This is a genomic window from Sediminicola sp. 1XM1-17, assembly GCF_037203765.1.
Lineage (GTDB): Bacteria > Bacteroidota > Bacteroidia > Flavobacteriales > Flavobacteriaceae > Sediminicola.
The window spans coordinates 332,349-346,521 of the sequence record NZ_JBBCAS010000003.1; the positions used below are offsets into that span (position 1 = coordinate 332,349).

The window sequence follows — 14,173 nt, forward strand, 5'->3', positions numbered from 1 at the left end:
AATCAATAGACTATGCTCACTGGAAAAAATTTTATAGGGAACACACTTTCTTCAGAAGGGGAACATACTTTTAAGACCTTTGATCCGGTCAAAAATAAGGAGAACAAATGGGAATTTAAGGAAGCTTCCGGCTCAGAAATTGATGAAGCGGCAAGATTGGCTACCAAGGCCTTTAAGGTATATAAGGATTTTACACCCTCCAAGAGGGCGGTATTTTTGAGGACCATTGCCGAGGAAATTGAAGGCTTGGGAGATTTGCTGATTGAGATGTACATGGCAGAATCAGGATTGCCGGAAGGGCGTGCCGTAGGGGAGAGAGGAAGAACCATAAACCAATTACGTGCTTTTGCAATCCTTTTGGAGGAAGGCTCTTGGGTAGAGGCCAGCGTAGATACGGCCCAACCGGACCGCATGCCCCTGCCCAAGTCCGACATTCGCAAAATGCTGCTTCCTTTGGGACCCATTGCTGTTTTTGGATCCAGTAATTTTCCCTTGGCATTTTCAACGGCTGGCGGCGATACTGCCAGTGCTTTGGCAGCAGGATGCCCTGTCATTGTAAAAAGCCATCCCATGCACGCTGGAACAGGGGAACTGGTAGCGTCAGCAATTATAAAGGCGGCGAGGAAGACCGGTATGCCAAACGGGGTGTTTTCCAACCTGAACAGTTCGGGCATAGCGGTAGGCCAAACTTTGGTGATGCACCCCGGGATAAAAGCCGTGGGTTTTACGGGTAGTATAAAAGGAGGAATGGCCCTCTATAAAATGGCTGCTGAACGCAAGGAGCCCATTCCCGTGTTTGCGGAAATGGGAAGTATCAATCCGGTCGTAGTACTTCCTAGGGCCATTGAGGAAAAAGGAGATTATTGGGCAAAACAATATGCTGGGTCCATAACCCTGGGAGCTGGACAGTTCTGTACCAATCCAGGGTTAATCTTGGGATTGGAGGGAACAGCATTTGATACTTTTACGGACAAGTTGGGGCGGGAATTGGAGGAAATTGCACCTTTAAGTATGTTGCATCCCAACATACAAAAGAGTTATGAGGAATCAATGGAGGAGGTTTCCAGTCAAATAGGGACCCATATTGTTGCTTCCTATGAAGGTAAGCTTCCTCCCAATTATGCCCAACAAAAAGTTTTATCGGTCAAAGGAGAACAGTTTTTGGCAAATCCAAACCTGCACCAGGAAGTATTTGGGCCCTTCTCATTGGTCGTGAAATGTAAGGATGCGTCAGAATTGAAAAGTATCCTGGAGCATTTGGAAGGCCAACTGACGGGAACTGTCCTTGGCGAAAAGGAAGAATTGGAAACCTATGGCGAAATAGTGGATGCTTTGACCGACCGGGTTGGAAGAATTATATTTAACGGTGTCCCAACAGGGGTGGAGGTTTGCCCTTCGATGCAGCATGGGGGACCTTTTCCTGCTTCAACGGACAGTAGGTTCACTTCTGTAGGGGTCTCCGCCATAAAAAGATGGTGCAGGCCAGTGGCCTTTCAAGATTGGCCCAATGAATTGCTGCCTCCTGCATTGCAAAACAATAATCCGTTGGGGATCGTAAGGCTTGTCAATGGCTTATATACCAAAGATCAGTCTGGTCCAACCTCCAAAAAATAATAAAGATGCACATAATTGAAGCGGCAGATGAGTAAAAAGACCTTCTTTTGTATTGATGCCCATACTTGTGGGAATCCTGTACGTGTGGTTGCCGGTGGCGGACCAAATTTGATAGGGAACAATATGAGCGAGAAACGCCAATATTTCCTCAACAATTATGATTGGATCCGCCGGGGTCTGATGTTTGAACCCAGGGGCCATGATATGATGAGTGGTAGCATTCTTTTTCCTCCCCATGATCCCAAGAACGATATGGCCATTTTGTTCATAGAGACTTCTGGATGCCTGCCCATGTGCGGCCATGGAACCATAGGCACCATCACCATTGCCATAGAAGAAGGACTTGTGATCCCCAAGAATCCTGGAAGAATATTCATGGAGGCCCCGGCCGGATTGGTGGAGATAGAATACCACCAAACGGGCAAAAAAGTAGATTGGGTCAAATTGGTCAATGTAAAGAGTTACATGGCAGCAGAAAATTTGACCATAAGATGTCCGGAATTGGGAGAAATCTGCTTTGACGTGGCCTATGGCGGTAATTTTTACGCCATTGTAGACCCTCAAAAAAACTTCTCGGGAATCCATAATTTCACAGCCAATAAGATCATCCAATATTCTCAGGCGATCCGGGACGATATCAATAAAAAGTATCCAAACCTTTTTATACATCCAGAAAATGATACGATTAGGGATGTTTCCCATATCCTATGGACAGGAGATCCTATAGACCCAACTTCTTCGGGGCGCAATGCCGTTTTCTATGGTGAAAAGGCCATAGACAGATCGCCCTGTGGGACAGGTACTTCCGCCAGAATGGCCCAATTGTACGCCAAGGGAAAACTGCAGGTTGGGGAAGCGTATATCCACGAGAGTTATATTGGGTCCAAATTTACAGGGACAATAGAATCTGTCACCAGCCTGGATGGCAAAAAGGCCATCGTACCCAGTGTTCAAGGTTGGGCCTTTGTATATGGCTATAATAATATTATCATTGACGATGATGACCCCTATGCCCATGGTTTTCAGGTGATTTGATCGTTAATGCCGTAGCCCCTTTTTTTAGAGCAGGGTAGAATGCAGTTAGAACTGATAATTATCATGGAAAATTACGCCTTACCGTTATAGCTTTGGTTAGAACCCCATTTTTTTATTAACTACAGAGTGCAAGATTTTATTGACTTCAGCAATCACGACCACATATGGAATTCATAGATTATTATAAGGTATTGGGTTTAACCAAGGGGGCATCTGAAAAAGATATCAAAAAAGCATATAGAAAGCTCGCACGCAAATACCATCCTGACCTCAACCCGAATGACAAGGAAGCCGAAAAAAAATTTAAGCAAATCAATGAAGCCAATGAAGTACTGAGTGATTCGGAAAAACGCAAGAAGTACGATCAGTACGGGAAGGACTGGGAGAATGCGGAAGCCTTTGAAAAGGCCAAAAGAGAACGCTCCCAATCCTCCGCAAATGGGGCAGGAGGTTTTGAGGGCTATAGTTATAGTGGAGGGCAATCAGCTGAAGATTTCTCGGATTTTTTTAACGCGATGTTCGGTGGGCGAGGAAGAAGGGCCGGGGGCAGATCAGTTAAATTTAGGGGGCAGGACTATAATGCAGAACTACAGCTTGGACTTATGGATGCCTATACAACCCATAAGCAGACACTCACTGTAAATAATAAGAATATTAGGATTACGATACCTGCCGGAGTAGAGGATGGGCAGACTATAAAAATAGCGGGCCATGGTGGCCCTGGTGTCAATGATGGTCCTCCTGGGGATCTGTATATCACCTTTTCCATTGTGAACAATACAGCCTTTAAGCGCGAGGGCGATAAATTATATAAAACAGAAGAAATTTCCCTGACAAAGGCTGTGCTAGGGGGCGAGATAACAATAAGTACGTTGACAGGGGTGGTAAAGTTAAACGTGAAGCCAAATACACAGAATGGAACCATGGTAAAATTGAAAGGAAAAGGCTTTCCCAAATATAAAAAGGAAGGTCAGTTTGGAGACCTTTTTGTGACCTATTCCGTAAAAATACCCTCCTACCTGACCCCTAGACAAAAGGAGTTGTTTGAAGAATTGGCCAAAACCAACCTATAACCTTTAAACGAAGAAGATGATGAGTACATATTATATTACCATAAAGGATTTCTGTAGTAGTCATGATATAGAAGAGTCTTTTGTTTTTTCTTTGAGGGAATTTGAACTTGTGACCCTTGAGCTAAAGGAACAGGAGCTCTATATCCATCAAGAAGAATTGCCCAAACTGGAGAAAATGGTTCGGTTATATCGGGATCTTGGCATCAACCTGGAAGGCTTGGAAGCCATTTACTACCTGTTGGAGCGTGTGGAGCAGATGCAGATGGAAGTTAACCAACTCAAAAATAAACTACGCAGGTGGGAAGATTGATCAAGGTACCGTTCGTAAAAGCTATTGTTTAATAATCCTGCCGTCTTCCATTTCTATGATCCGGTCCGTTCTTTGTGCAAAATCAATATCATGGGTAACGATCAATAGGGCCATTCCTTCCTTTTCTTTTAAATCTTTTAATATTTGAAACACGTTTTCGGAATTATGGCTGTCCAAGTTTCCGGTGGGCTCATCGCCCATTAACAAGGTAGGATTGTTGATCAGCGCCCTTGCTATGGCCACTCGTTGTTTCTCACCTCCCGAAATTCTAGAGGCCTTCTTGAATGCCAGGTGATCTATATGCAACATTTTTAGTTTTTCCATAGCGTTGTGCTCTATTTCCTGAAAGGATTTTTCTCCCAACTTTTTGGCAGGGAGCATCACATTTTCCAAAACTGTAAATTCGGAAAGCAAGTAATGGAACTGAAAAACAAAACCTATGTTCTTGTTTCTAATTCTAGAGAGCTGTTCGTTGGTTTTACCGGTAACCAGTTCTTGGTTGAAATAAAGTTCTCCCTCATATTCGGTATCCATTGTGGAGAGAATATATAATAGTGTGGATTTTCCGGAACCCGATTTGCCCATGATGGAAACAAATTCCCCATTTTTTATTTGAAATGAAATATCCTTCAGAACATGAAATGGCACTGGTTTTTTAAAATGTTTATTGATGTTTTTTACTTCTAAAACGTACTTCATTTGTTGTGTTTATGATCCTCTTATTATCTGTACCGGATCTATGCTCTTGGCCTTGTTGGCAGGCAAATACCCGGCTATAAATGTAGAGAGAAGGGCGAATGCGATACCTATGACATAGTACCAACCATTAAAATTAACTGGATAGGTGGTAATGGTGGGTAAAGCTTCCGTTTCAAATGGAACTTTGTCAATGATGGTAGAAAGGATATACCCAACAATAAGTCCGCTAATTCCTCCGATGGTCCCAATGATCATGGCCTGGCTCATAAAAATGAGTTTGACATCCCTTCCCGAGAAACCTGTTGCTTTTAATATGGCAATATCCTTCATCTTTTCATAAATGAGCATATTGAGAATATTATAAATTCCAAAACCAGCCACGATCAGTAAGGTAATGGATACCGCATAGGTTATTAAGTTTCTGATATTGGAACCCGTTTCGAATTGGGCATTGGCCTCATTGATGTCGGTAGCCTTAACCTTAAATTGGCGTTCCAAAGTATTGGCCATGGATTCCGCCTTGCCTATATCATGTAACTTTACATTGATATCGGTAATGTAGTTTTCTGCCTCTCCTAATATTCGTTGTACGGTTTTAAGGTTGGCATAACTTTGTACATTGTCCAAATCTGCGATACCACTTTGGTACAATCCTACGATTTTCAGAGGGAATACATCACCGGATACCGTACTTATTTGAACTCTGTCCCCAGGGGCCAAGGACATTTTTTTGGCCAGTCCGGCTCCCAACAGGATTCCGTTTTCATTATTTTTTAACGCCAAGGGGGTTCCAAGAATAATATAGTCCTGAATGTTGGAAAGTCGCTCTTCTTCCAAAATATCTATTCCCGTAAGTTTACCTCCCAATTCTATGGAACCGGATAGATAAAAGATTTGGGCTCCCAATTGTGGGGTGGCTCCGAGAACATTTTTTTCCGCTCTTAGGTAATGTAAGATGGGAACGGCATTATGGATTTTTTTTTGGGTTTGTTTTGGTTTTACGGAATGAACCATATTAACGGCATTGGCATAATCCTGATATAGGCCTATGGGTAGTTTTTCACTAGGCTCAATTTCATTGTAAATATGGATATGAGGGGTCTGGTTTAGGATGAGATCGTCCAACATGGCATTAAGGCCGGTCATAAAACTTACCAAGGTAATATAGGCCCCAATACCAAAGGTCACCCCTAGGGATGCGGTTACGGTCGACTTCATCTTAGTGGTAAGATGCGTCTTGGCAATACCCAATATGACGTTCCAATTGGTCATTATTCTGGTTTGAGCAAAGAGGTTTCCTTGGAGATCCCCGATAAGATTTCTACCCGGTCCAAATTTTGTAATCCAATAGAAACTGAAACCGTTCCGTCTGGGGTCATTACTTTATTTCCTTCCAAAAGATATTCCTTGGGAATGGTCAGCGTACTTTCTTTTTCGGCAATAATAATATTTCCCTCGCCCGAAAGTCCGGGATATAGCACTTTTGGAGGGGAAACAAATACGGCTTCTATTTTAAAAGTTTGGGACCTCTCATCTTTTCTAGGGTAAATTTTACTGATTTCTGCTTCAAAGACTTCTGCTCCATAGGCATCCAGCGTAATGAGAGCTCTCAGCCCCAAGGATAATTTTACAATGTCCACTTCGTCCACCAACATTTCAATAACAAAGGCATCATTTTTTCCAATACTTGCAATGGGTTCCATGGTGCTGACCAACTCTCCCGGATTTTTGAAAAGAGCATATACCTTGCCACTGATCTTACTGTCCACCGTAAAATCTTCTGTATTGATAAGGGAGGACCTATAGCTATTTTGTGCCTGCTCCAATTGGGTCTTCAGCTCATTTTTTGTTCGATTGTATTTGGTCTGTAAAAGCTGTAACTGATTCGTGGAAAGTTCATAATTCAATTTTTTTGTATCGTATTCCAATTTTGAGCCTATCTTTTGTTTCCAAAGGTTCTCCTGCCTATAAAAATTGATGGAATCGTTTTTGTAACGCAAAAGGGCAGCTTTCATTTCATCTTCAATGTCCCTTAGAACTGCAAAATTCCCTTGATAATTTTCTTGGGCCAACTTTACATTCAATAGTGCATTATCCGAACTTAACTTTGTTGAGGTATTGATAATCTGTAAAATGGGCTCACCTTTTTTTATAAGATCACCTTCCTCTTTTAAGTTGACATCCAGAATTCCATTAACGGCAGAATAGACGTTATAAAGGCTATCGGGTTGAATGGTTACAGAGGAATAGACGGATTCAGTAATTTTGGATTCCAAGGGGCGTATGGCCTCATGATTTTTGCCACAAGCGACCAAAAATAGCAGACACGGTATGATTTTTTTGAGACACATCGGTATTATGGGTTGGATTTAAAAACTATGAATTCACTGATGTTCGTCATATCAATGGCACCAACCAGTTCATTATTACGGGTCACTGGAAAAAAAGTACTCTTTTCATTTCTGATATATTCCAAAACAGTGGTGATGGCCTGTGAAATATCTACAGTTCGGATATTGGTTTGCATGACATCCTTGATCAAAGTAGCGGGTTTACCGGCATTTTTAATAATGTCCTTATGGTACAAAACACCAACTATTCTGTTATTGTCCGTGACCACGAAGTCTTTTTCAGTACTGGCCAAAACCGCATGTACTGCTTCCTCCATGCTGTTCCAAGGATGAAGGATAGTGAGTTTGGTAAGCATGGCTTCTTTCACAATATGGCCTTCCAAAACGGACTGCTGTTTCACCATTTGATTTTCGCCATAGGCCCCCATAAAAATGAACAATGCAATCAATATCAGAAATGGATTGATAAGAATGCCCAACATAAAAAATAGGACCGCCAATATCTGACCGAGGCCAGAGGCTATCTCCGTGGCCTTTACCCTTCCCAATTTATACGCCAAAAGGGCCCGGAGTACCCTGCCGCCATCCATAGGGAAAGCAGGTATCATATTAAATACCACCAACATGATGTTGGCGATAAATAGGAAAAGCAGAAAACTTTGAAAGCCAGAAGTATTCAAAAAGTCTTCCAGACCGGCAGGATCCAGTGCAAAATAGTTATGAAAGGGAATAAAGAATGATAGTAGCATGGCGATCAAAACATTTACTGCCGGACCAGCAATGGCCACCAATAGTTCTTGACCTGGCTTTTCGGGCATCTTTTCCAGTAAGGCAACCCCTCCAATAGGCAATAAGGTTATTTTTTTGGTGCCTATGCCAAACCTTTTTGCTGTGAGCGCATGGCCCAATTCATGGAGAACCACACAAATAAAAAGCATCAAAATTAGTAGGATGCTCAGGAGGGAAGAATTAAGGTCGCCCCCTTTTTGCATATCCAAAAATACCACCCAGATCAATAAGAAGGAAAAGGTCCAATGTATTTCTATTTTAATTCCGGCAATTCTGCCAAGGTGAAGCGCGCCTTTCATGAAAATTTCTTTTTAGTGAAAGTAGATACAACCTCATATTTTGGAAATGACAACCGTCATATCCAAACTTATGGGTTAGGGATATTTTTGCCATATCCATTGGTATATGTAAAGCCATGGGATCAAAACACAATTTTTAGATTAAATGAAAAGAATTCTGACATTGACCATAAATCCAGCGCTGGATAAAAGTACTTCCGTAGCCGGAGTGGTGCCTTTTAAAAAGTTGCGATGTAATATACCCATCTATGAACCTGGGGGAGGGGGCATCAATGTTTCTCGGGCTATCAAAAAGTTGGGAGGTTCCTCTATTGCCCTGTATCTTTCCGGGGGGCCAACGGGGGAACATCTGAATGAACTTCTGGACCAGGAGGGAATAGAAAAAAAAATAGTTAAAATATTGGATTGGACCAGGGAAAATTTGGCAGTAACGGATACGGTAAATGAACAACAGTTCCGTTTTGGAATGCCTGGTCCACATGTGGAAGAAAACGAATGGAAACAGATATTGGAGGAATTGTCCCTACTTCTAAGGGAAGATGATTATGTGGTTGCCAGTGGAAGTTTGGCCCCCAATGTTCCTATTGATTTCTATGCCCAGGTGGCTAAAGTGGCCCAATTGAAAAAAGCAAGATTGATTTTGGATACCTCTGGGGAAGCATTAAAGATAGGGGCAAGGGCAGGGGTTTTTTTGTTAAAACCCAACTTGGGGGAGCTTAGCTCGCTTTGTGGGGTATCCTCTATAACGACTCGGAATTTGGAATCCTTGGCCCTAAAGTTTTTAAAAGAACACCAGTGCTCGGCAATGGTGGTATCCATGGGGTCCAAAGGGGCCATGTTGGTAACGCCCAACATGGTGGAACATATCCCTGCCCCAACAGTTCACCATGTGAGCAGTATAGGTGCCGGGGACAGTATGGTAGCCGGAATGGTTTTCCGTTTGGCTGCGGGCCAATCATTTAGTGAGATGGCAAATTTTGGGGTAGCCTGTGGAACAGCTGCTACCATGACCCCTGGAACACAACTGTGTAAAAAAGATGATGTGGAACATTTATATCAGTGGCTGATACGTCAAAAGGCCAATATTTAACCACTTTTTCACAGGAACCCATGGGCCTAAAGCTTAAATTTGTGGTATCTTTTAGCCGCTGGCAGATTACAAAAATCAAAAAAAATTAAACCATTGATTACGAATGAGTAAAGCAATTTATATTGCCACCACGGGACCCAACAGTGGAAAATCCATTATTTCCTTGGGCCTGATGCAAATGTTATTGGGAAAGGCGGCCAAAGTAGGATATTTTAGGCCTATCATAGACGATTTCCATCTGGGACAAATGGACAATCATATAAAAACAATGATAACCTATTTTGATCTGGAATTAGCATTTGAAGATGCTTATGCCTATACCCGAAGCCAGATCATTCAGAAGAAAAACAAAGGGAAAGAAGACGAGATCATCAGTAAGATTATCTCTAAATATAAGGCGATAGAGGATCGGTTCGATTTTATGCTAGTGGAAGGTACCGATTTTTCTGGAGAGGATAATATCATTGAATGGGACATCAACGTGCTGATGGCCAAGAATCTTGGAATTCCTACCATTCTACTATCGAGCGGGGTTGGCAAAACGGTTGAGGATCTGGTTGGGAACCTACAGATAGCCTACGATTCTTTTAAGGAAAAAGGGGTGGAGGTATTGTCCGTAGTGGCCAATAAGGTGAATCCAGAAAATCTGGTCGAAATTAAAGAGGGCCTTTTGGCAAATCTCCCGACCAACGTTTTGGTCAATGTCATACCGTTCAATCCGGTATTGGCAAATCCCACCATCAAAGAAATTGTGGAAGAATTGGACGGGAAGGTGCTTTTTGGAGAAGCTTATTTAAATAATCAAGCGGGCTATTTTAGCGTTGGGGCCATGCAATTGCGGAATTATCTGACCCACTTAAAAAATGATAGTTTGGTGATAACCCCGGGCGATAGGGCCGATATAATTCTGGGGGCATTACAGGCCAACGTTTCTGCCAATTACCCCATGATATCGGGAATCGTCCTCACGGGTGGTTTATTGCCCGAAGAATCCATCATTAAATTGATAGAAGGTCTTTCAGAGATCGTTCCGATAATTTCTGTGGAAGGGGGAACTTATTCCATTACCAATCGTATTGGGGATATTAGACCCCGTATGTATGCCGAAAATTTGCAAAAGATCACGACCTCCATCCATGCTTTCCAAAATTATGTTGAGGTCAATGCCCTTGAAGAACAACTGATCACCTTTAAAGCCTCGGGTATTACCCCAAGGATGTTCCAGTACAATCTCGTGAAAAGGGCCCAATCCAATAAAAAGCATATTGTTCTGCCCGAGGGTATGGACGAACGTATTTTAATGGCCACAAAGGAATTGTTGGACACCAATACGGTGGATATAACCTTATTGGGCGATCCGAAGGAGATAACTGAGAAAATTTCAAGGTTGGACCTGGCATTGGATCTTGAAAAGGTGTCCATTGTGATGCCTACAGAATCCCCTTATTTTGAAGATTATGCAAAAACATTGCATGAATTGCGCAAGCATAAAAATTTAAACCTGGCCATGGCAAGAGACCTAATGGAAGATCCCTCTTATTTTGGGACTATGATGGTGTACAAGGGACATGCGGATGGCATGGTCTCGGGAGCGGTGAACACCACCCAACATACCATTAGGCCCGCACTGCAATTTATCAAGACCAAGCCAGGTATTTCAGTGGTTTCCTCAGTCTTTTTTATGTGCTTGGAGGACAGGGTGACCGTTTTTGGCGATTGTGCCATAAACCCCAACCCAACCGCAGAGGAATTGGCACAAATTACCATACTTTCGGCAGAGACCAGTTTGGCTTTCGGCATTGAGCCTAAAGTGGCCATGCTCTCCTATTCATCCGGTACATCGGGTATGGGGGAAGATGTGGACAAGGTGAGAAGGGCCACGGAATTGGTGAAAAATATGAAGCCCGATCTAAAGGTAGAAGGACCCATCCAGTACGATGCGGCTGTAGACATTAAAGTTGGTAAGACCAAGTTACCCGACTCCGAAGTGGCTGGTCAGGCCAGTGTATTTATTTTTCCCGATTTGAATACGGGCAACAATACCTACAAGGCTGTACAAAGGGAAACAGGAGCACTGGCCATTGGTCCCGTATTGCAAGGACTGAACAAACCGGTGAACGATTTGAGCAGAGGATGTACCGTCAATGATATTTTTAATACAGTAGTGATTACTGCCATTCAAGCACAGGGAATTTAAGAATTTGTGAACATGAAGATATTGATATTGAATTCTGGAAGCTCTTCCATAAAATACCAATTGATAAACATGCCTTCAGAGGATGTTTTATGTAAGGGGTTAGTGGAGAGAATAGGATCAAAAGAAGCCATATTGCAATATAAAACGGATATGGTATCACTGGAGGAAACGCAGGAAATAAAAACACACAAGCAGGGATTGCAAAAAATTGCCTCCTTATTGGTGGATCCAAAGAAGGGCATTGTGGGCGAAGCGAACGAAATTCAGGTCATTGGACATAGGGTAGTGCATGGTGGCACCACCTTTTCGGCCCCAACCTTGGTGACTCCTTTTGTAAAAGATAAAATCAAGGAGCTTTTCGCTCTGGCCCCATTACACAATCCCCATAATTGGGAAGGCTTGGACCTAGCGGAAGAAATATTTCCGCAGGCAAAACAAGTGGCAGTCTTTGACACGGCCTTTCATCAGACCATGCCGGTTAAAGCCAAAAAATATGCAATTCCGGAACAATTTTTTGAAGAGCACAACATTCAAGTGTACGGATTTCATGGAATAAGTCATCAATATGTCTCTAGAAAGACCATGGAACACCTCAAAAAGCCCAAATCCAAAATTATTTGCATTCACTTGGGCAATGGTTGCAGCATGACTGCGGTAGTTGATGGGTTAAGTGTTGACCATAGTCTGGGGTTCACTCCGGCAAACGGACTCATTATGGGCACCAGAAGTGGGGATATTGACCATTCTATTGTATTTTATTTGGTGGAAACATTGGGGTATGACCTTAAGGAGGTGAATCGTATATTGCTGAAAGACAGCGGAATGATGGGTCTTACCGGTTTTAATGATTTAAGGGATGTCCAAGCTGCGGCTGAAAAAGGGGACAAAGCTGCTGACCTGGCCTTGGAGATGAATGCCTACAGGATAAAAAAATATATTGGGGCCTACGTGGCTGCAATGAACGGCCTCGATGCCATTGTATTTACTGCCGGGATAGGTGAGAATTCCAGTGAGCTCAGAAAACGGGTTTGTACGGGAATGGACTATATGGGTATCCATTTGGATGTTTTGGCGAATGAAAAAAGGGTAGCAGGTATCCATGGAATACACACCCCAGATTCTCCGGTCAAAATATTGGTCGTTCCCACCAATGAGGAGTTGGAAATAGCCAAACAGTCCTTCCAATTGGTTTCCCTGATCAGGTAGTCCACGGGAGTTTAATAAGCACCAACTCATTAAGGGTCTTCCTTATTTCATTATGATTTTTATCATATTAGTCCTATTTATTTTAAAATAGCTTTGGTCTATGGGATGTTGAGACCGTAATCGGTTATCTCATATAAACCTGTTGATTCTTCCCATACTACCTAAGGGTAGCATTCTATTTTAACCTAAATGAACAATGATTGATGATTTTATTGTACAATACGAAAGTCTGCAACTCTCAGAAATGGAGTTTTTGTACAGGATGTTGGTGGCTGCCGGAATTGGTTTTATACTGGGGTTGGAACGGGAGTTTTCAAAACTTAAAGAAAAGGAAGAGATTTTTGCTGGCGTTAGAACTTTCACTATTGTTTCCTTGTTTGGGTTTTTGGCTGCCTTACTGAGTTTTGTTTTAAATGAATGGATATTTGCAGTTGGCTTTTTTGGGGTCCTCCTAATGGTTGCACTCGCCTATTGGATCGAAGCCAACAAAGGTCAGACAGGTGGTACCACTGAATTTGCCATAATATTCACTTATCTGCTGGGAGGGCTTACCTTTTTGGGGTATTTGACAGAAAGCCTGGCATTTATGGTGATTTTGATCGTTATATTATCCTTAAAACTCAAACTGAGAAATATTATCGGCCAATTGACACAGGTAGAGATCTATGCCTTTGTAAGGTTCGTGGTCCTCGCCCTGTTAATATTACCCTTCTTACCGGACAAAGACTATGGTCCGTTCCTTGTCATCAACCCTAGAGAAATTGGATGGGTGGTGGTCTTGACATCAGGGATTGGGTTCATCGGTTATATTTTAATGAAATTTATGGGGCCTAATAAGGGTATACTTTTGACAGGTATTCTGGGAGGAATGGTATCCAGTACCGTGGTTACCTGGACTTTTTCCAAGAAAAGCAGGGAAACACCTTCCCTCTCAAGCAATTATTCCATGGGTATTTTTGCTGCTGCCACCTTGATGATCGTGCGCGTCATGGTCCTTATCTTTATTTTTAAGAAGACGTTGTTGGTAGACTTATTTGTTCCTTTGGCCATCCTATTGTTCACTGGCCTTGGGGTTACTTACTTCTTTTACAAAAAACAGACATCCAATGAAAGGTATAAGGAGGCCTTGCCCTTAGGGGAGCCGCTAAACATTAGGGATGCCATATTTTTTGGGGCCCTGTATACGGGCATATTGATTGTGGTCAGTTATGCCAGTGTTAAATATGGGGAATTGGGAATCTATATTTCAAGCGCCATCAGTGCCCTGACCGACATTGACGCCATTACCATTTCCGTATCAAAATTAGGAGGTGCTTCTGTTTCGGTCTTAACAGCACAAATTGCAATTTTATTGGCCACCATTTCAAATACCATAGTAAAAATAGGGTTGGCATTATGGAATGGGAGCTATAAGTTAAAAAGACAGATTGTCTTTGGTTATGGCCTTATTTTCATGGCCGGACTGTTGGGGTTATTGATCCTAAATAGATGAGAGGAAAAATTTTGGTTA

At 42.5% G+C, this 14,173-nt stretch carries 12 protein-coding genes; 8 read left to right on the forward strand and 4 right to left on the reverse strand.

What is annotated here, in order from left to right; translation table 11 throughout:
- Positions 1-12: 12 nt before the first annotated feature.
- From WAA86_RS06775 to WAA86_RS06790, 4 genes are all read left to right on the forward strand, one after another.
- Positions 13-1,614, forward strand: a complete 1,602-nt coding sequence (locus tag WAA86_RS06775) for an aldehyde dehydrogenase (NADP(+)) (RefSeq protein ID WP_337300234.1) — start codon at positions 13-15, stop codon at positions 1,612-1,614.
- A gap of 27 nt (positions 1,615-1,641) precedes the next feature.
- Positions 1,642-2,649, forward strand: coding sequence for a 4-hydroxyproline epimerase (locus WAA86_RS06780; RefSeq protein WP_337300235.1), 1,008 nt, complete (start codon positions 1,642-1,644; stop codon positions 2,647-2,649).
- Between the two features lie 164 nt (positions 2,650-2,813).
- On the forward strand, positions 2,814-3,722 hold the full coding sequence (locus WAA86_RS06785) for a J domain-containing protein (RefSeq protein ID WP_337300236.1): 909 nt from the start codon (positions 2,814-2,816) through the stop codon (positions 3,720-3,722).
- Between the two features lie 16 nt (positions 3,723-3,738).
- Entirely contained in the window at positions 3,739-4,032 is a 294-nt protein-coding gene (locus tag WAA86_RS06790; RefSeq protein ID WP_337300237.1) for a chaperone modulator CbpM, read from the forward strand.
- A gap of 21 nt (positions 4,033-4,053) precedes the next feature.
- Here WAA86_RS06790 and WAA86_RS06795 read toward each other — a convergent pair whose 3' ends face one another.
- The 4 genes from WAA86_RS06795 to WAA86_RS06810 are packed head-to-tail and all read right to left on the reverse strand — an operon-like array spanning position 4,054 to position 8,170.
- Positions 4,054-4,731 carry an ABC transporter ATP-binding protein gene (locus WAA86_RS06795; RefSeq protein ID WP_337300238.1) on the reverse strand — a complete coding sequence of 226 codons (678 nt, stop codon included), beginning with the start codon at positions 4,729-4,731 and terminating at the stop codon, positions 4,054-4,056.
- Positions 4,732-4,740: 9 nt separating this feature from the next.
- The gene (locus WAA86_RS06800) at positions 4,741-6,003 is read right to left on the reverse strand and encodes an ABC transporter permease (protein WP_337300239.1); all 1,263 of its coding nucleotides are present in this window, start codon (positions 6,001-6,003) and stop codon (positions 4,741-4,743) included.
- Positions 6,003-7,082, reverse strand: coding sequence for an efflux RND transporter periplasmic adaptor subunit (locus WAA86_RS06805; protein WP_337300240.1), 1,080 nt, complete (start codon positions 7,080-7,082; stop codon positions 6,003-6,005). The genes WAA86_RS06800 and WAA86_RS06805 overlap by 1 nt, the downstream gene beginning before the upstream one ends.
- Positions 7,083-7,087: 5 nt before the next feature.
- Positions 7,088-8,170, reverse strand: coding sequence for a site-2 protease family protein (locus tag WAA86_RS06810; RefSeq protein WP_337300241.1), 1,083 nt, complete (start codon positions 8,168-8,170; stop codon positions 7,088-7,090).
- 145 nt (positions 8,171-8,315) lie between these two features.
- Between WAA86_RS06810 and WAA86_RS06815 the strand changes: the two genes are divergently transcribed.
- The 4 genes from WAA86_RS06815 to WAA86_RS06830 all read left to right on the forward strand — a co-directional run bounded on the left by WAA86_RS06815 (position 8,316) and on the right by WAA86_RS06830 (position 14,155).
- Complete coding sequence (locus tag WAA86_RS06815) at positions 8,316-9,260, forward strand: 1-phosphofructokinase family hexose kinase (RefSeq protein WP_337300242.1); 945 nt, start codon at positions 8,316-8,318, stop codon at positions 9,258-9,260.
- A gap of 103 nt (positions 9,261-9,363) precedes the next feature.
- A complete protein-coding gene (gene pta / locus WAA86_RS06820) occupies positions 9,364-11,457 on the forward strand; it encodes a phosphate acetyltransferase (protein ID WP_337300243.1) in 2,094 nt (697 codons plus the stop codon).
- Positions 11,458-11,469: 12 nt separating this feature from the next.
- Positions 11,470-12,663: an acetate/propionate family kinase gene (locus WAA86_RS06825; protein ID WP_337300244.1), complete on the forward strand. Its 1,194-nt coding sequence runs from the start codon at positions 11,470-11,472 to the stop codon at positions 12,661-12,663.
- Positions 12,664-12,859: 196 nt separating this feature from the next.
- The gene (locus tag WAA86_RS06830) at positions 12,860-14,155 is read left to right on the forward strand and encodes an MgtC/SapB family protein (RefSeq protein WP_337300245.1); all 1,296 of its coding nucleotides are present in this window, start codon (positions 12,860-12,862) and stop codon (positions 14,153-14,155) included.
- Positions 14,156-14,173 lie beyond the last annotated feature (18 nt).